13 protein-coding genes are annotated in these 16,825 nt (G+C 48.3%); 4 read left to right on the top strand and 9 right to left on the bottom strand.

Annotated elements, in window-relative coordinates; translation table 11 throughout:
- Positions 1 to 167: 167 nt before the first annotated feature.
- From D0A37_RS15065 to rimI, 4 genes are all read right to left on the bottom strand, one after another.
- Positions 168 to 2,645: an ATP-dependent Clp protease ATP-binding subunit gene (locus D0A37_RS15065; protein WP_006632591.1), complete on the bottom strand. Its 2,478-nt coding sequence runs from the start codon at positions 2,643 to 2,645 to the stop codon at positions 168 to 170.
- Positions 2,646 to 3,312: 667 nt separating this feature from the next.
- Positions 3,313 to 5,031, bottom strand: a complete 1,719-nt coding sequence (locus tag D0A37_RS15060) for an alpha/beta hydrolase family protein (RefSeq protein ID WP_242715512.1) — start codon at positions 5,029 to 5,031, stop codon at positions 3,313 to 3,315.
- A 424-nt stretch (positions 5,032 to 5,455) separates the two neighbouring features.
- The gene (locus D0A37_RS15055; RefSeq protein ID WP_242715510.1) at positions 5,456 to 6,064 is read right to left on the bottom strand and encodes a hypothetical protein; all 609 of its coding nucleotides are present in this window, start codon (positions 6,062 to 6,064) and stop codon (positions 5,456 to 5,458) included.
- A 472-nt stretch (positions 6,065 to 6,536) separates the two neighbouring features.
- Complete coding sequence (rimI, locus tag D0A37_RS15050) at positions 6,537 to 7,214, bottom strand: ribosomal protein S18-alanine N-acetyltransferase (protein WP_242715509.1); 678 nt, start codon at positions 7,212 to 7,214, stop codon at positions 6,537 to 6,539.
- A gap of 185 nt (positions 7,215 to 7,399) precedes the next feature.
- Here rimI and lysA point away from each other — a divergent pair, with 185 nt between their 5' ends.
- The 3 genes from lysA to uppS all read left to right on the top strand — a co-directional run bounded on the left by lysA (position 7,400) and on the right by uppS (position 10,709).
- Positions 7,400 to 8,818, top strand: coding sequence for a diaminopimelate decarboxylase (lysA, locus tag D0A37_RS15045; RefSeq protein ID WP_242715508.1), 1,419 nt, complete (start codon positions 7,400 to 7,402; stop codon positions 8,816 to 8,818).
- A gap of 230 nt (positions 8,819 to 9,048) precedes the next feature.
- Positions 9,049 to 9,942: a diadenylate cyclase CdaA gene (gene cdaA / locus D0A37_RS15040; RefSeq protein WP_242715507.1), complete on the top strand. Its 894-nt coding sequence runs from the start codon at positions 9,049 to 9,051 to the stop codon at positions 9,940 to 9,942.
- Between the two features lie 20 nt (positions 9,943 to 9,962).
- Positions 9,963 to 10,709, top strand: coding sequence for an undecaprenyl pyrophosphate synthase (gene uppS, locus D0A37_RS15035; protein WP_015176364.1), 747 nt, complete (start codon positions 9,963 to 9,965; stop codon positions 10,707 to 10,709).
- Positions 10,710 to 11,015: 306 nt separating this feature from the next.
- On the opposite strand, the gene D0A37_RS15030 is transcribed toward uppS, so the two are convergent.
- The 4 genes from D0A37_RS15030 to D0A37_RS15015 form a co-directional block, all read right to left on the bottom strand.
- Entirely contained in the window at positions 11,016 to 11,288 is a 273-nt protein-coding gene (locus tag D0A37_RS15030) for a DUF3143 domain-containing protein (RefSeq protein WP_242715506.1), read from the bottom strand.
- A 90-nt stretch (positions 11,289 to 11,378) separates the two neighbouring features.
- On the bottom strand, positions 11,379 to 11,858 hold the full coding sequence (locus tag D0A37_RS15025; protein ID WP_445242402.1) for a J domain-containing protein: 480 nt from the start codon (positions 11,856 to 11,858) through the stop codon (positions 11,379 to 11,381).
- A gap of 149 nt (positions 11,859 to 12,007) precedes the next feature.
- Entirely contained in the window at positions 12,008 to 13,594 is a 1,587-nt protein-coding gene (locus tag D0A37_RS15020) for a chloride channel protein (protein WP_242715505.1), read from the bottom strand.
- Positions 13,595 to 13,990: 396 nt separating this feature from the next.
- Positions 13,991 to 15,424, bottom strand: a complete 1,434-nt coding sequence (locus D0A37_RS15015; protein ID WP_242715504.1) for a hypothetical protein — start codon at positions 15,422 to 15,424, stop codon at positions 13,991 to 13,993.
- Positions 15,425 to 15,474: 50 nt separating this feature from the next.
- Between D0A37_RS15015 and D0A37_RS15010 the strand changes: the two genes are divergently transcribed.
- Entirely contained in the window at positions 15,475 to 16,128 is a 654-nt protein-coding gene (locus tag D0A37_RS15010) for a pentapeptide repeat-containing protein (protein WP_242715502.1), read from the top strand.
- Positions 16,129 to 16,146: 18 nt separating this feature from the next.
- Here the strand turns inward: D0A37_RS15010 and D0A37_RS15005 are convergent, their stop codons facing one another.
- Positions 16,147 to 16,794, bottom strand: coding sequence for a methyltransferase family protein (locus D0A37_RS15005; RefSeq protein WP_242715500.1), 648 nt, complete (start codon positions 16,792 to 16,794; stop codon positions 16,147 to 16,149).
- Between the last annotated feature and the right edge of the window lie 31 nt (positions 16,795 to 16,825).

Raw genomic sequence — 16,825 nt, 5'->3', positions numbered from 1 at the left:
TTGAGACGAAGATACTTAGAAAAGTAAGCGTACATTCTGTTGATATTAACTCATAAAAAAGGCAGAGAAATAAGATTCTCTACCTTTTTTATGTGAGGATTTTGAGTGGTTTGCGACTGCGAGATTGGTTATTTCCCAACTTAACTCGCGATCGCACTTACTCAAACTTACTCAGCGCCTTGGGGCAGCAATTCCCGCTTTTGACCTTGCAGCACCTTAACAATTCCGTCCTCGCCTACATCCACAACAGCGGTGTCGCCGTCTTTGATGCGGCCAGAAAGGATTTCCTCAGCCAAACTGTCTTCCAGCAAGCGCATGATGGCGCGCCGCAGGGGTCTGGCTCCGTAGCTGGGGTTGTAGCCTTCTTCTACCAGCCGTTCTTTGAATTTTTCGGTCACTTCGAGGGTGATTCCCTGTTCTGTCAAACGACCGAAAACTTCTTTGAGCATGATGACCGCGATTTCCTTGACTTCTTCCTTGTTCAACTGGCGGAAGACGATAATTTCGTCGAGTCGGTTGAGGAATTCGGGGCGGAAGTAGTTTTTGAGTTCTTCGTTAACCAAAGAACGAATGCGGTTGTAATTAGCATCGGCTTGGTTGTCACTGAACTCGAAGCCGAGGCCGCCGCCACCTTTTTCAATCACCTTAGAACCGATGTTAGAGGTCATGATCAGCAGCGTATTTTTGAAGTCTACGGTGCGACCTTTGGCATCAGTTAAACGGCCGTCTTCCAATATTTGCAAAAGCATATTGAAGACATCGGGGTGGGCTTTTTCGATTTCGTCGAACAGCACGACTGTGTAAGGACGGCGGCGGACTGCTTCTGTGAGTTGGCCGCCTTCGTTGTAGCCGACGTAGCCCGGAGGGGAACCGATGAGTTTGGAGACGGTGTGACGTTCCATGTATTCGGACATATCCAACCGAATCATGGCGTCTTCGGAACCGAAGAAGTAGCCGGCTAGGGCTTTGGTGAGTTCGGTTTTGCCGACGCCTGTGGGGCCAGAGAAGATGAAACTGGCGATCGGGCGATTGGGATTTTTCAAACCGACGCGGGCACGGCGGATGGCGCGGGAAACCGCTTTCACTGCTTCTTCTTGACCGATCAAGCGCTGGTGCAAGGTATCTTCCATGTGCAGCAGCTTTTCGGATTCGGATTCGGTCAGTTTGTTGACGGGGACTCCCGTCCAGCTTGCCACGATTTGAGCAATGTCTTCTTCGGTGACTACTGGCGATGGGTCGGTTTCGCCGGTGCGGGCCGAGTCGGTTTTTTTGGCTTGGGAAATAGCGCGAATTTCGGCTTTGATCGTCATTTCTCGATCGCGCAATTCGCCCGCTTTGTCAAAGTCTTGAGAACGCACCGCTTCGTCTTTATCTTTCAGGACTTGGCGCAGTTCTTTGTCGAGTTCTTTGGCTGCGGGGGGCAGTTGGGAGTTGATCAGGCGGACTCTCGAACCTGCTTCGTCTACCAAGTCAATTGCTTTGTCTGGGAGGAAGCGATCGGAGATGTACCGATGTGAGAGTTTTGCTGCAGCTTCCAGGGCTGTATCCAAGATTTTCAGCTTGTGGTGCTGTTCGTAGCGTTCTCGCAAGCCGAAGAGAATCTCGATCGTCTCGTCAACGGTGGGTTCGCCGACCATGACGGGCTGGAAGCGCCGTTCTAGGGCTGCGTCGCGCTCGATGTGCTTGCGGTACTCGTCTAGGGTGGTAGCACCGATACACTGGAGCTCGCCTCTAGCCAAAGCCGGCTTGAGAATGTTGGCTGCGTCGATCGCCCCTTCAGCCGCACCTGCACCGATCAAAGTGTGAACTTCGTCAATCACCAAAATCACGTTACCCGCAGTGCGGATTTCGTCCATGATTTTTTTGAGGCGTTCTTCAAATTCGCCCCGGTATTTTGTACCAGCGACGAGCAAGCCGATGTCGAGGGTAACGACGCGCTTTTCTTCCAGGATGTCTGGGATGTCGTTGTTAGCGATGCGCTGCGCCAGGCCTTCGGCGATCGCGGTTTTGCCGACTCCGGGTTCGCCGATGAGCACCGGGTTATTTTTGGTGCGGCGACCGAGGATTTGAATTACCCGTTCGATTTCTTTTTGGCGTCCGACTACTGGGTCTAGTTTGCCATCGACCGCCATTTGAGTGAGGTTGGCGCCGAATTCATCGAGGGTTGGGGTTTTGGTGCGGGCACCGCCGCCGGTGGCTGCGACTTCTGCGGTTTCTCCCAGCATCCGAATCACTTGGGTGCGGACTTTCGACAAGTCTACTCCCAGGTTTTCTAAGACTCTAGCCGCTACTCCTTCACCTTCGCGGATCAGGCCCAGGAGCAGGTGTTCGGTGCCGATGTAGTTGTGTCCGAGTTGGCGAGCTTCTTCGAGGGACAGTTCTAGAACCCTCTTGGCGCGGGGGGTGAACGGAATTTCGACTGCTACGAAGCCCGAACCGCGCCCGATGATTTTTTCGACCTCAATCCGAGCGTCTTTGAGGTTGACCCCCATTGATTTGAGGACTTTAGCTGCTACCCCGGTTCCTTCACCGATCAGACCCAAGAGGATCTGTTCTGTCCCTACGAAGTTGTGACCCAGGCGGCGAGCTTCTTCCTGGGCCAACATGATTACTTTTATTGCTTTTTCTGTGAAGCGTTCAAACATGATTTATTCCCATCACCTGCTATGTGCCCGTTTCGAGGTCACGCTCGCACAACGAGCGTTTATTTTCTCGTAGGGACACGGCAATGCCCTGTCCCTACTCGTACTGCTTATTCTAGCGCGACACTCCCAACCGATCTGCCGCACTCGGCTGCGGTTGCAGATTCCAGGCTCATGTTGCAGGGTGGCTTTCAACTGGGAAGACCCAAATGGTGGCTGACCTACAACCTCCCCTAGACTGCAAGAAGATTGCTCTTCTCGGTCTGTGCCCAACCTACGACTATGTATTGAGGATTCTAGCACAATCTTTTGGGGTGGTATCTAGCTGCAAAATTGATAATTCTCGAAGTATAGGGCTGTTTTTTTACAAAACTTATTGGTTAGGTGCGATCGATCTAGCACATTGAAAAAAAGTTACGACTCAGGCATGGGAGCCCAGAAACCGGGTTTTTTTTCCGAAAAGGCGCGTTATAGCCCGCACACGGGCGTAAAAAACCTGCTGGTTGAGCGAAGTCGAAACCCGGTTTCTAAGCGTCAGAGTGCGTCCAAGACTGAAAGTTTGTAGTTGCGCGATCGCGCAACTACAAACCTAAAAATCTCTTGTAGTGTTGCTAAACTTTGAGGATTGACAACTCACAGCGGTCTCTGCAAAACCGGAGAAAGGTCAAGCCTAAAATATCCTTACAGGGAACAGTAGTTCCGAAGCCCAGAGACCGTCAATCTTTGCAATCAATTCACTTCCAGACCAGAGAAAGGTTTGAGTAATGACGTTTTGCGCCTCAATATTGACGCCACCTACAATTATGTCAGTTGTTGCATTAAAGTTAACCATTTGGGCGTAATCATTTCCACCACCGAGTGAGTACCAATTTGTCGTGTTATCACCAATATAAAATGCGTTAACCGAGTTACCGCTGGTGCCAATTAAAGTATCTACCTCAACGCCAGACGGCCCGTTGCTTTCTGAACCTGTTAATATGTTCTGACCCGCACCACCTCCGAGAGTGTCGTTCCCCAAACCACCAAACAAGATATTAATGCCGTTTCCACCAGTGAGAATATCATTACCCTCGTCACCGCGAATGGTATTTGTGCCATTTCCGGCATTAATGTCGTCATTTCCAGCCCCGCCATTAATGGTGTCATTCCCTGTACCGGCAGCGATCAAATCACCACCAGCCTCCCCAAAGATCACATTATTCCCATCTGAGCCACCAAGGGCATCAACTCCAGCCCCGCCGAAGATGAGGTCACTACCTGTGCCACCATAGACAGTATCGTCTCCATCCCCAAAATAATAAGTATGGTTGCCGTTGTTGTTGTAATATTTCCCAAAAATCCCAGTTCCTGTTAATACGTCGTTGCTGTTAGTCCCATAGATGAAGCGATCGTTGGTTCCGCCATTAAGCTTAGCAGCAACCAGAAACAAAGGATTATCTTGAGCATCAACGGGAATCACTCCTTCATGCACTTGAAGAGAGTTAAGAGAATCCCCTCTATAGAAGTTTGGTCGAAATTGATGATCGGGCTGCGTGTCAGTCAGACCGAGAATATTTGTGGCTAAACGAGAATTGTCGGCTGCATCAGTTTTAACCAAATTTGTGTAGGCGGTCACGACACGGCTGTGTTGAGCAGCTTGGTCTACGGGATTAAGCGGATTGGTGCCGAAGTCAAACAGGAAAGATTCCCTGGCAGTTCCAGCTTGAGGTTCATTTCCTGATACACTACTGATGCCATTAAAACTCCTTTTTGAAGCCGTAGCACCAAAGTCTAAGCGTTCGATTGGGTCTGCAATTCCTCCATTCCTTACATATCCATTTGATAGGTCAGTATCGAAGCCATTAATTCTATCGTAGGGACTGACAAGTCTCGCACTATTTGATGCTGGGTCAAGGGCTGTAACCGAACCAACTTGACTCCCATAGGTAGTATTGAAACTCGCGGCAAGTTCGCTGGCAAGGTTAGCACCAAGACTATGACCAACAATATTGAGTGCTGTGGCTGGCATTCCCCACTCCACAAGTTTGTTTTGGACTGCTGTTGCCACTGGAGTAATCCATGAACCAGACCTGTAAAGGTCTCCTATAGCGATCCCTGCTGCTGCATTATTTGTTGGGGTGCCGCTCACTTGCGTCCAGTCAAGGGCTAAAACTGTATCGTTTGGGTTAGCATCATCGATGGCTGTCGCCACAGTTGCATCAAAAGAATCGCTGGATGCTGTGAAACCAGGAAGCAGCAACCATACTTTTTGACCAGTCCATTGCTCCGCAGAGGGAACCCCGAAGGGCGCACGGATATTTATTTGACGTTGACTAGGACTAAAAGCATTGGTAGGTGGTCTGTTAGTTTCGCCACCTGTTACCAAAAACGGAGTATCTATCGCTGTCATTGCCTCTTCCTCTCAAGTTATCAGAAAATTGGGTTTAAAACCCCGTCCTTCTAGGACGGCTTTAATTTTTACAATTCATTTGCAAATCACCGAAGATATCCAGTAACCGTGGTATATTGCAATAGTCAAGGTCAAACTCGCAATGCCCTCGTGAAACAGGATATGAGACACACTTTTAGGCATAAACCGGGGGACAAAGAGCGGCGAAAACTCTCTAAACAGCTAGAGGCTAAAAAACTAAACCTCAAACCAGAAAAAAAAACTATTTAGTCTTGTTAAGTAGGGTAGGGCATACCCGAACTCTAGGTCAATATCCTAGTACGCTTTTGGAGATAGACCCTCTGGGGTGGCTGCGAATCAGGCTCGTTAATTGGTGGGATTCCCACGATTAAAAAGTTTGAGTATTGCCGAAAGGACGTAACACTTAATGGTCAGTCGCTGAATTAAGAATCCCCTCGCCTTTAGGCAGGGGAGTGTCAAGTTGGTAAAGATGATTAATTGTTGGACTTTCTCCACAAGTGAGCTGCACCCAACCCCAAAAAAGCCAACAATGAGGCCAATGGGGAGTCTCCGGTACGGGAGTAGGAAGAGATTCGTTAATTTCTAAGGTCACTAGCCCCTCACCTCCAATAGTTCCATTTCGCAAGACGAACTTAAATATCCCTGGATCTACAAACATAAATCCGTTATTTCCACCCCAAACTCCGCCATCATTTCCAGGAGAAACTTGGATACCAAATTGAGTGGGAATTCCGTTCTCAAAAGCCAAAACAGGAGCGTCTGGGAAGTTGAAATCATCACTTGCCGTATAGGTGACAGGAGTTAAGCCTGTAGCAAAGTCCAGAAATCTAAAGTTAAAAGAGAGCAGCCCCGGTATATCTCCATTTCCGCCATTGATGGTCATGAACTCCGAGCCGACTTTGGTCAGATGTGTATCGTCGTAGGAAAAGTCCCCGGTGTAGACACCAGCGAAGTTGGGATCTGTGACTTTGACGACGTTGACTTTGATTGTGCCTCCTATTGTTGTTGCCATAACAGGCTCTCCTGCTAATGTGGATATTAAATATGTTGCCACGATAGCGGTCAGTCCATATTTTAGGTTCATTAGATATTCCTGCTTTGAAAGGTTCACCCACAATAGTGAGTTTTTTTAGGCGCGTAGCAATTAACGAAAACAACATCTTGCAATAATAAAAATTAAAGCTTCCTAGCGGTATTATATACCGTAAATTTACTAGAGTTTTGGCTCCCAAATAACTAGATTTTGGGAAAATATCAGTAATTATATTAGATCCCCAGACTTCTTAAAGAAGTTGGGGATTTGGGTATTATGTTTTTTTATTAAACAGTTCGCGATCGCACTCCGACTCATCGAAACCGGGTTTCGACTTGGCTCACCCCCCAGGTTTTTTACTGAATATGCAGGCTGTAACGCATCACCTTGGTAAAAAAAAAAGGTGATGCGCCCTCATGCTAAGTCTTATTAAATTTGCAACAAATTAGATTTAAAACTCAAAATTGTCGCTCGCTAAATGCCAGTTTTTCTGATGCAGCCGATCGCAAATTTGCACTTTCTCAACGGTCAAATATTGCTTAAATTCAGGTTTATCTATGCCGCTGCGCCACATTACCAGAGCATCTTCTCCGGTGTCTTTGTAGTATTTTTTCCGCCGTCCTGCCTCTTTAAAACCAAATTTATTGTACAGAGACACTGCGGCTAAATTAGAGCCCCGCACTTCTAAAGTGGCTCGTTCTAATTGTCTGTAGTGAGCCTTTGTGAGTAAAGCCCAAAGCAGAGCTTGTCCTAAACCCTGACCTTGAAAGCGAGGATGAATTGCCAAAATTGTAATGTGAGCTTCTTCTAAAATTGCCCACAGGCAGCCCAAACCGATCAGGTTTGGGGTAAGTTTTGAGTTGGGAGTTGCTGGCGAGGAATTCTCAACACTCAGCAGTTTTGAGTTGAGAATGCTGTTGGGCTCGATCGACTCAAGTTCGCTGTCGAATCCTTCTGATGCGCTGACCTCGGTTTCCGATGCCCACAAACCCAGTAAATCGCTGTTAGAACTGCCTAACTCGCGCCCATAGCCTTCTAAAGTCCACAGTCCGCCAAAACAGAGCCGATCGAGTTCGACTGCACTGTTGAGGTCTTCGGCGGTGAGATGTTTAATTTGTAGAAAACGCACGGCTGTAAATTGTACACTGGAAAACACAGTAGCGATTAGCTGTTTGTTGCTAGTTTTGAGTCATGACTCACAAGTCTCCAGACATTAGTCTACTGCCAACGACCAATGACTGCTGATTAATGACTGCCGACTGCTGACTGCTGATTAATGACTGCTGACTAATAACCTAGGATAGTTATTGCGCGATGGTATCAACTCAATCTATCGGGGTCGAATCGGGACTTAAGTATCTGTCTGAGTCTCAACAAGCCCTGCAAAATCGATCGCCCAATCAAGAACTGTTACCGCTGACAGCCAGTGTTAACAGCAGCGATCGGTTGGAAATCGGAGGCTGCGAGGTGACAGCTTTGGTGGAGCAATTTGGCTCGCCGTTGTACATTTTAGACGAAGAAACGCTGCGGGCAGCTTGCACGCAGTACCGGGATGCTTTTAAGCGTTACTACCCGGGCGAATCTCAAGTGCTTTATGCTTCTAAAGCTTGGAGTTGTTTGGCAATATGCGCGATCGCAGCTTCGGAAGGTTTAGGCATAGATGTCGTATCCGCCGGAGAAATCCACACAGCACTGAAAGCCGGCGTCAGCCCTGACAAAATCTACTTCCACGGTAACAACAAGTCCCGCGAGGAACTGCAGCTAGCTGTCGAAAGCGGCTGCATTACCGTAGCCGACAATTGGTGGGATTTAGAAACTCTAGCAGAGTTGGGAGAATTGGGTGTCAGCAGCCTCACAGGTGGGCCAACACGAGTTATGGTGCGGTTTACTCCTGGAATTGAGTGTCACACCCACGAGTACATTCAGACGGGTCAAATCGATAGTAAATTTGGCTTCGATCCCAACTCGCTCGATCGAGTATTTAAATTCATCAGCCAACAGCCGTCGTTATTTTGCGTGGGAGTGCACGCTCACATCGGCTCTCAGATTTTTGAACTGCAACCCCATGACGATTTAGCTGAAGTCATAATTCAGGCCTTGACTAAAGCACAGAGTTATGGTTTGCCAGCAACAGAAATTAATATTGGCGGTGGGTTGGGCATTCGCTATACTGAAGCGGACGATCCTCCTAGCATTGAAGATTGGGCTCGTACAATTTGCTCCGCAGTGGTAGCAGCTTGCGAGCGGCAGCAATTGCCCTTGCCTAGATTGCTTTGCGAACCGGGTCGATCGCTCGTCGGTACAGCTTGCGTTACAGCTTACACCGTTGGCTCTAAAAAAGTCATTCCGGAAATGCGGACGTATCTAGCTGTCGATGGCGGGATGTCGGACAATCCGCGTCCTATTACCTATCAATCAGTTTATCGAGTCCTCGCAGCCGGCAAAATGCGTGATCCCTTAACGGAAACAGTGACAATTGCTGGGAAACACTGCGAATCAGGCGATGTTTTGATTAAAGATGCCAAATTGCCAGAGTGTCAGGCAGGAGATATCCTCGCCGTTCCGGCCACAGGGGCATACAATTACAGTATGGCTTCTAACTACAACCGAGTACCCAGACCGGCAGCGGTTTTAGTGAGAAATGGGGAAGTTAACACGATTATACAGCGGGAAACTTACCAGGATTTGCTGAGGCTTGACCGCCTTCCTGAACGACTCGGAGCTCAAAAGTAAAAACTTAGAAGTTAAAAGTTAAAAGTTAAAAGAAAGACAATCCATGTTTACTTAGTGAGGATTGCCTTTTTACTTTTAACTTTTGCCTTGTTCAGTCACGCGATTGGATTGACACTCCCCGGTCTAAAAACACGGGGATTTTCAGCATATTCCTTATAACAACTGTTCATGGTTCATGGGTTCGAGTGCATAACGGTTCGCGGTTCACAGGCGGTAGCGTTCGATGAACCATGAACAATCAACAATCTGGCTTTGACTTGGCCCTCGTTCAGTCCTTATTGATTCAAGGGATCGATATTGGACTGGTTTTTGCCCTTGCGTATTTGGTGCTCGTCATTGTTGGCGAGCGCAGAACGCTGTGGATGGTACGGGGATTTATTATTTTGATGCTGGCGGCGGCGGTGAGCAACTGGGCTGGATTGAGGCTGTTGCACGTTGCCCTCAACAGCTTGGTGACCGGTTCTGCTGTGGCAATGGCGGTAATATTGCAGTCGGAGTTTCGCCGATTTCTGGAACAATTGGGTCGGGGGGAATTTCGGCAATTGTTTGGACGCGATCGCCGACCAAAACCCGAACCGGACAGCGTAATAGATGAAATTGTGGACGCAGTAAAAGAACTTTCGCAAAACCGCACGGGCGCTTTACTAATTATAGAAACAGATTCTCCGATCGACGATCGAGATTTTTCGGTGCCGGGACTAAAGCTAAATGCTGAAGTTTCTAAAGAATTGTTGCAGACAATCTTTCAGCCGCAAACTTTGCTGCATGACGGAGCTGTTTTGATTCGAGGTTCGCGGATCGTGTCGGCGGGGGTAATTTTGCCTTTGTCCGATCGCACTGCGTCGCGGCAGTTGGGAACCCGCCATCGGGCGGCAATGGGGATTACAGAACGGGTGCAAGCTTGCGTGTGCGTGGTGGTGTCCGAGGAAACAGGTTCTATTTCTTTAGCCCAGATGGGAAGTTTAAATCGACCTTTGACTAGCAACAAACTTAAGGAATTGCTGGAAGCAAAGCTGTTTCCGTCGGAGGGAGAAAGAGCTGTGCCTCCAATTCCGATCGGCAATCTCGGACGCCAGATAGGATTGAAGGGAGTGACGCTATTAAAACGGATACTGCGCCGTTAGTCGGGTAATCGGGAGAAACCATGAGTCAAGGAATTTGCTTGGAAAAGTTGCCGGAGGATCTGCAACAGGAACTACTGCCTAAGCACATAGCAGTGATTATGGACGGGAACGGGCGCTGGGCTAAGAAGAAGGGGTTGCCGCGGATTGCGGGACACCGCCGAGGAGCTAGCACTCTGAAGGAACTGCTGCGCTGCTGCAAAGATTGGGGGATTCCAGCTTTAACCGCCTATGCTTTTTCGACGGAGAATTGGGGGCGGCCGGCCGGAGAAGTGGATTTTTTAATGAGTTTGTTTGAGGGAAAGTTGCGGCAAGAATTGCGGGAGATGGTGGACGAGGACGTGCAAATTCAATTTATGGGGAATTTGCAGGCTTTGCCGAAGTCTTTGCAGGCGGAAATCGAGCGTTCTGTGACGGCCACTCAGCATAATCAGGGGATTTTGTTTACGGTGGCGACGAATTACGGGGGGCGTCAGGAGATTGTACAAGCTTGTCGGGCGATCGCCACTCAGGTGAAAGAGGGCAAGTTGCAGCCGGAGGAGATTGATGAGGTTTTATTTAAACGCTATTTGTATACTGCTGATGTTTGTGACCCGGATTTGCTGATCCGGACGAGCGGGGAAATGCGGTTGAGCAATTTTCTGCTATGGCAAATGGCTTATTCGGAAATTTACATTACTGAGACACTCTGGCCGGATTTTGATCGATCGGAGTTTCACCGCGCTTTGTCTGATTATCAGAAGCGCAGCCGCCGATTTGGCAAAGTGTAACGATTTTGGATTTGGGATTTTAGATTTTAGATTTTTTGGTGGATTTTTCAGTTTCCAAAAAGGTGTGGATTCTGAAGGAGCATCTCCATGAAAGTAAAAAAGGTTTTGATGACCTGCGAGCGTCCCGCACAGCACAATACAGCAAGGGGGACGATCGCACTCCCATGTAAATGCTTGCACGCTTGATGCTCCTGATTCTTACCTGGATTCCCCATCTAAAATCTCATACCAATTTCACTCATATCTTGCTCAACCTAACGATTTTAGATTTTAGATTGGAGGACAAATCTCGCATCTCAAATCAAATTAGGGGCCGGAGAAAACGGCCGCTTCAATGTCCTGACGTGAGAGGGAGTATTTGAATGCTCGCTGAATGTCTTGGCCGTCGGCTCCAGCATCAATGTAGCGGACGGTGAGTTGGTCAATATCAAGGGAGAGTTCTGCTTTCCATGTAACTTGCTCGATCTGCCAGCAGTGGAGTTCTCGCCGATCTTGCTGGCAGCCGCGGCTTTTTAGCCACTGCTCGATTTCCGGGAGTGGATGGTTGTACAAAGGAGTGTCAGCGGAAGGAAGAGTCATGGGATTTTAGATTTTAGATTTTAGATTTTAGATTGGGGATTTCGGATTGGGGATTTTAGATTTTAGATTGGACATTTGGGATTTGAGGCTTTAATTGCCGCGAATTAAGCCGATCGCGATCGCCAGTACCAAACATCCTATTAAGCTAGCTCCCATGATAAACAGAGCGAACATTTCTCCGGGGGAAAGAGGTCGATCCGTGGGATCTAGGTAAGCGGAGTTGGAAGTTTTTTTGCCGGAGCCCGAAACCGGAGTATTGAAGCCTGGGGGCGGCCCAATCACGTTCAGGCGAGAATAGCCTATTTTGAGGTCGTAGGCGAGGCGACGTTCTGGGTTGCTGAGGGTGGCGTAGGCGTTATTGAGCTGCTGAAATTTGGCGGTGGCGACTGCGGGCGGCAGCTCGGTGGTATCGGGATGGTAGAGTTTGCTCAGTTCCCGGTACGATCGCCGAATTTCGATCGCTGAGGCTGAAGGATGCAGCCCTAACAAGGTGTAATGAGTGGAACCCAAGGGGGTTTTTCCGGGTGTTTTTTGACTTTTGTTTTTTGCAGTTGCCTCGTTTCCTGCCACCGAAGCCCCTCTCTGCCTATTGTTAATAATATTTGGTTATTTTAGCTGAAATCTGAAGGAAGAGGGATTAACCGCAGAGGGCGCAGAGGGAAGAGGGAAGAATTCTCAATTCTCCCGTTCTTCGTCTGTTTTTGCTGTCACGCGGTTTTTTATTCTTTATTGGGGTTGACTTTTTCGGACAAGTGTGCATTAACGAGGGCTAGCACTGGGGCGTCGGTGGGTTCTGGTCGATCGATACTGTGTTCGCCGTCGGTGGGGAGCTGGCAAGAAATCAACTCTGTGACGATGCGATCGCCCAAAACATCTTCCCAATCTTGCAACTGTTCTCTGGCTTTGATCGGCGTATTGAGAGCCACGTCTACGCCCATTTGCTGAAGGTTGAGGCTGTGGGCTGTCGATCGACGGTTTACCCACTCCACCAGCCAAACGCTCAATCCGACTGCTGCCATCAAAGGCAAGACAATCCGATAATCGCGGGTTAATTCAAACATCAACAAGATGGCTGTCAGCGGTGCTCTGGCGCTGCCGGCGAGTACGGCGGCCATTCCTACCATTGCGTAGGCGGGAGGACCGGCGACTCGATCGCTCATTGCCGGCAGCATTTCCAAAAACAGGCCGTAAGCCGAACCCAGGGAAGCTCCCAAAAACATCGCCGGAGCAAAGATGCCGCCCACTAAACCGCTGCCGAGGCTGATTGCTGTCACCGCCAGTTTGACAAACAGCAGCAGCAGCAGCAAAGGCAAGGAAAATTTAACATCTTGGAGCATTGCTTGGACTGTTTCGTACCCGACACCCAAAATTTGAGGGAATTGCAGGGCGACTAAGCCGACGCAGGCCCCGCCGATGATCGGGTGAAGCGGCCGGGGCAGTCGTCCGAGCCAAGCAAATCCTCGGACTTTTCCTTGAAAACAGCCATCGGCCAATTGAATTGCTTCTGTGTAGGCTAGAGACACTCCGCTCGCCAAAAGTCCCAATCCCATGTACAGAGGCAGTTCTAGCGGGCTGCGGACATCGTAAATCGGCAAAGAAAAGGCCGGCTGAGCTCCCAAGCAGATTTGAGCGATGAGCGCCGAAACTACGGCGGAGAGCAAGACAACGCTGACGGACGAAGTGGCGAAGGTGCTTCCGAGCACGACTTCTAAGGCAAAGAACACTCCGGCGATGGGAGAGTTAAATCCGGCGGATAAACCTGCTGCTGCTCCCGCGCCTAGGAGCAAGCGCTGCCGTTCTGGGGAAAGCTGCAAGACTTGAGCCAGCAGCATTCCGAAGTTGGCCCCGATTTCGACGCTGGGGGCTTCCGGGCCGAGGGAGGCGCCGGTGCCGAGGGAAACTGAGGCGGCCACCATTTTGGTGATGGGTTTGAGGGGGGAGAGTTCTTGCAGCCCGCGGGTGGCTGCAATTAAGGAAGACATATTCGGGCCAAAATCCCGAAATCGCCACCGCATCAGCCCGATGATGACTCCGCCGAGGGTGGGAATGCAGGCTAGCGTCCAAGAGCCTTTCGAGGCGATCGCACCCATGAAGTCTTCCAGCATCAGGCTGTGGATGAAGTGGATGAGGTAGTGAAATGTGACGACGCCTGCACCCGTAACTCCCCCGATGACTAGGGAGAGGATGAGCAGGAGGGTTTCTGGGCTGGGGTGCAGGCGGCTGAATAGCGGGCTGAGGCTGGAGGCTTGGGGAGTTGCTGCGGTTGGCCCAGGTGGCGGCAGATCCACAGGAGGGGTGGGTCTCATTTAGCGGTTAATTCTTTGGTGAGAAGTTATATAAATATTACAATTTATTTCTTATTTTCATTTTGAGTTATTTTAGGGGAATTGACAACTTAATTAAGTCGTATCTTAGGGTAAATTTTTGGGGCGGCGGCTGGGGTGGAATGACCGATTCTGAGGAGTGGCGGATTTGGCCGGATTGTATGCTAAGTTACATTCAAACTTAGATATACTTTGGCGATAATGCTAATTAACTATATTTAGCGTGTTGGCGTTTAGGGCGATCGCATCAGTGAACTACCAATATCATATAACTCAGTAAAAAACAACTTTCAAATTAAAGAATGGGGGATTTGAGATTTTACCTTACAACCACAAATCTCAAATCTCCAATTTTAAATCCCTCGCTCGCGCATACTATCAGATCGGTTGTTGAGTGGGCGGGATTCTTGGTCTGGGTTTGGCGATCGACATTAGCGGATCGCCGATGGTGGCGACTTTCCACGGAGGGGATTCTAGTTGGCGTGCTGCGATTAAAAAGGGTGAGCCTCGCTTCAGGCGATCGACCATTAATTTAGGTGGAATAAAGGCAGATAAAAGAGGTTCGTTGACGCTGCCAATATATGCGTAAGCACCATTTTCTAGCCACCTTCCGGCAACGGTGTTTTTGTCATCGGGGGCGGCTGCTGACCAACTGTGGATCATGTGGATTGCTGCGGGAAATTGGAGTTTTGGTATGTCCTCAACTGAAGCGTCCCCGTTGCCGACTTGAAATGATTTTGGATAGCCTTTGGAATTCATTAATATTAAGTCAAATGTCCACGGTTTTGAGGCTAAACTCCGCCACTTTTCCAAGCTAGATTCGGGTTTCTGCACTACTTCGACATTCAAGCCTATGGTTTTTAGTCCGCTAGCGGCGGCCTCCATTTCATATTTTGCCCAATTTCCTTCCTTGGGGTAACTGTCATAAAGCATGGCGGTTTCGGTATCGAGAAATAAGGCGCACATGGCTTGATAGATCGATCGTACTTCCGAGCCGTAAATCCAGCCGACAGCCGCCCAGCGTTCGCCGTTGGGGTGTCTTCCCAAACCGTCTGTAACGGCTAGTTGTTCGTCGGGTTTTTCAGGAGATTGATATTTGACTGCTAGTTGGCGTACAATGGTTATTGTGTCGATCGGGTCTGCGAGTTGAGAGTAAAAATATCCGGTTGATTCGACAGCTTTTTTAATTTCTGTTTGCAGATTTTTCCACTGTGTGTTATTGAGGGTATCGTTTGGTTTTCCGAAGTTGCCTTCTAGAAATACTAAAGGTTGACCGTGAGCCGCTGCTAAGGCAACTGCTGCAGAACGTGCGGCGTCGTTTTCTGATGTGATTACTACTCCTGGGGGTTCCCAGCCGAGTTGCTTCCATTGTGCTTTTAAGGTTGGAGTATCGGTGGCATTCCAAGCTGCTGCTGCTGCGTTCAGCATTAATTGCTGGAGTTTTTGATTTTTTGGCAGTTGCTGTTTGATGCTTGGCAAACGGACTATTTCTTCGGGTTGAAAGCGCTGCAAAAACATGGGCGCATATTTTTTGTCTTCGATGAGAATAGGCCAGTTTCCTTTGAGATTCCATTTTTGGATTGCTGCTAAGAATGTGGCTTCGTCGGGTACTAAAACTACGCGGTTGACTGTTGGTATGTTGTCGCGGAGGATGGCTGCTCGGAGGCCTGTTTGAATGGGCCAGGGTTCTTGTTTGGCTGAGGCGGGAAGTTGAAAGGGTTTTTTGAAAAGGCGATCGCATCCGACACCGATTATTGCTAAGCTTACAATAAGTGCGATCGTCAGGAATTTAAATTTTAACTGTTTTTTCATAAGGCAAGGGGAAGGGGAAGGGCAGGGAAGCAAAACACTGGATTATAAATATGAGCAATTCTGTAAATATTTTTAGGGGCTGCGAGCGGATTTTCCGAGAAATACAACAGAGAAAACTTGTAAGTGCGATCAAACTGACAACTTTTAGCATTATCGCCTTAACAGGTACAGCTTTGATAACTTTTGCCGCCAACATTTCCTCTGTTAAGCATCGAGTCAGACATTTGCTTGTAGCGAGAGAATGCCGGAACTGCTATCTCTCAGGCGCTAATTTGAGTGCTGTTTTTCTCGAAGGCGTTAATTTAGAAAATGCTAACCTTAAAGATGCCAATTTGTGGAGTGCCAATCTGGTAAATGCTAATTTAAAACAAGCAAATTTGCGTGGTGTCTACCTGAGCCGCAGCAATTTGGCAGGGGCGAATTTGGAGGATAGCAATCTAGAAAATGCCTTTCTAGAGGATGCTTATTTGGCAAGTAATAACTTAAAAAATGCCAATTTAAAAGGTGCTTTCCTGAAAGGAACTTTTCTGGTCAATGCTAACTTGGAGGGCGCGAATTTGGAAGGGGCGAATCTATGGATGGCAAACCTGGAAGATGCTAATTTAAAGGGTGCTAATTTGAAAAATGCTTTGCTGCTTAGTACCAATTTGGTAGGAGCTAATTTCAAGGGTGCGATTATGCCTGATGGGACAAAGCATGAATAATTTTCGGGTTAATTGCTGTTAATAGATGCCGGGAATGAGTTTTTTTACTCGCTGGCGGTACTCTGAATAATCTGGATATTTTTTGGTTAACCAGGTTTCTTCTCGGTTGGCTTTGATCTCGAAAAGTATTATTAATAGTGCGCTGACTATTAGGTGGGATATGCTCATTTGAAAAAGTGTCCAGCCGAGGGCTGCTAAAATTAAGCCACTGTATAATGGATGCCGCACTATTCCGTAAATGCCTGTTTGGACTAATTCTCCGTTTTCTATGGGATACGGTAAAGGTGTGAGGTTTTTTCCTAAGTCTATCAATGCTTTGATGATGAAAATTAATCCGGTTAAGCCGAGAATACTGGCCATAAACCAGATAATATAAAGTAAGTGGGTTGATTGAATTTTTAATCCTGGCAGTTGATAAACTGGTAAGATTACAAATCCTGTGAGCAATCCTCCTTGAAGCAAAACTAAATATTCGCCGCGGCTGTTTTTGCGCCAGCCTTCGCGTGTGAAGCCCCAGTCAGTTAAGATTTTCATAGTAAAACGAAGAAGGAAGAAGGAAGAGGGAAGAAGGAAGAGGGAAGAAGGAAGAGGGAAACGAACTTTAGGTTGGGTAGAACTTGGGTTTCGTTCTACCAAACCTATAGGATATTTACAGTCAACAGTCAACAGTCAACACTCAACAGTCAACACTCAACAA

Origin of the sequence: Microcoleus vaginatus HSN003, from assembly GCF_022701255.1 — a bacterium.
Classification (GTDB): domain Bacteria; phylum Cyanobacteriota; class Cyanobacteriia; order Cyanobacteriales; family Microcoleaceae; genus Microcoleus; species Microcoleus vaginatus_B.
Note: the sequence above shows the minus strand (reverse complement) of the source record. Positions and strands in the feature narration are given on the sequence as shown.

Excerpts from the sequence above, each read along its gene's own strand:
- D0A37_RS15055 (WP_242715510.1), bottom strand. The coding sequence starts at position 6,064 with ATGGCAACAACAATAGGAGGCACAATCAAAGTCAACGTCGTCAAAGTC.
- uppS (WP_015176364.1), top strand. The coding sequence starts at position 9,963 with ATGAGTCAAGGAATTTGCTTGGAAAAGTTGCCGGAGGATCTGCAACAG.
- D0A37_RS15010 (WP_242715502.1), top strand. The coding sequence starts at position 15,475 with ATGAGCAATTCTGTAAATATTTTTAGGGGCTGCGAGCGGATTTTCCGA.
- D0A37_RS15015 (WP_242715504.1), bottom strand. The coding sequence starts at position 15,424 with ATGAAAAAACAGTTAAAATTTAAATTCCTGACGATCGCACTTATTGTA.
- D0A37_RS15030 (WP_242715506.1), bottom strand. The coding sequence starts at position 11,288 with ATGACTCTTCCTTCCGCTGACACTCCTTTGTACAACCATCCACTCCCG.
- D0A37_RS15020 (WP_242715505.1), bottom strand. The coding sequence starts at position 13,594 with ATGAGACCCACCCCTCCTGTGGATCTGCCGCCACCTGGGCCAACCGCA.
- D0A37_RS15065 (WP_006632591.1), bottom strand. The coding sequence starts at position 2,645 with ATGTTTGAACGCTTCACAGAAAAAGCAATAAAAGTAATCATGTTGGCC.
- D0A37_RS15060 (WP_242715512.1), bottom strand. The coding sequence starts at position 5,031 with ATGACAGCGATAGATACTCCGTTTTTGGTAACAGGTGGCGAAACTAAC.
- cdaA (WP_242715507.1), top strand. The coding sequence starts at position 9,049 with ATGAACAATCAACAATCTGGCTTTGACTTGGCCCTCGTTCAGTCCTTA.
- lysA (WP_242715508.1), top strand. The coding sequence starts at position 7,400 with ATGGTATCAACTCAATCTATCGGGGTCGAATCGGGACTTAAGTATCTG.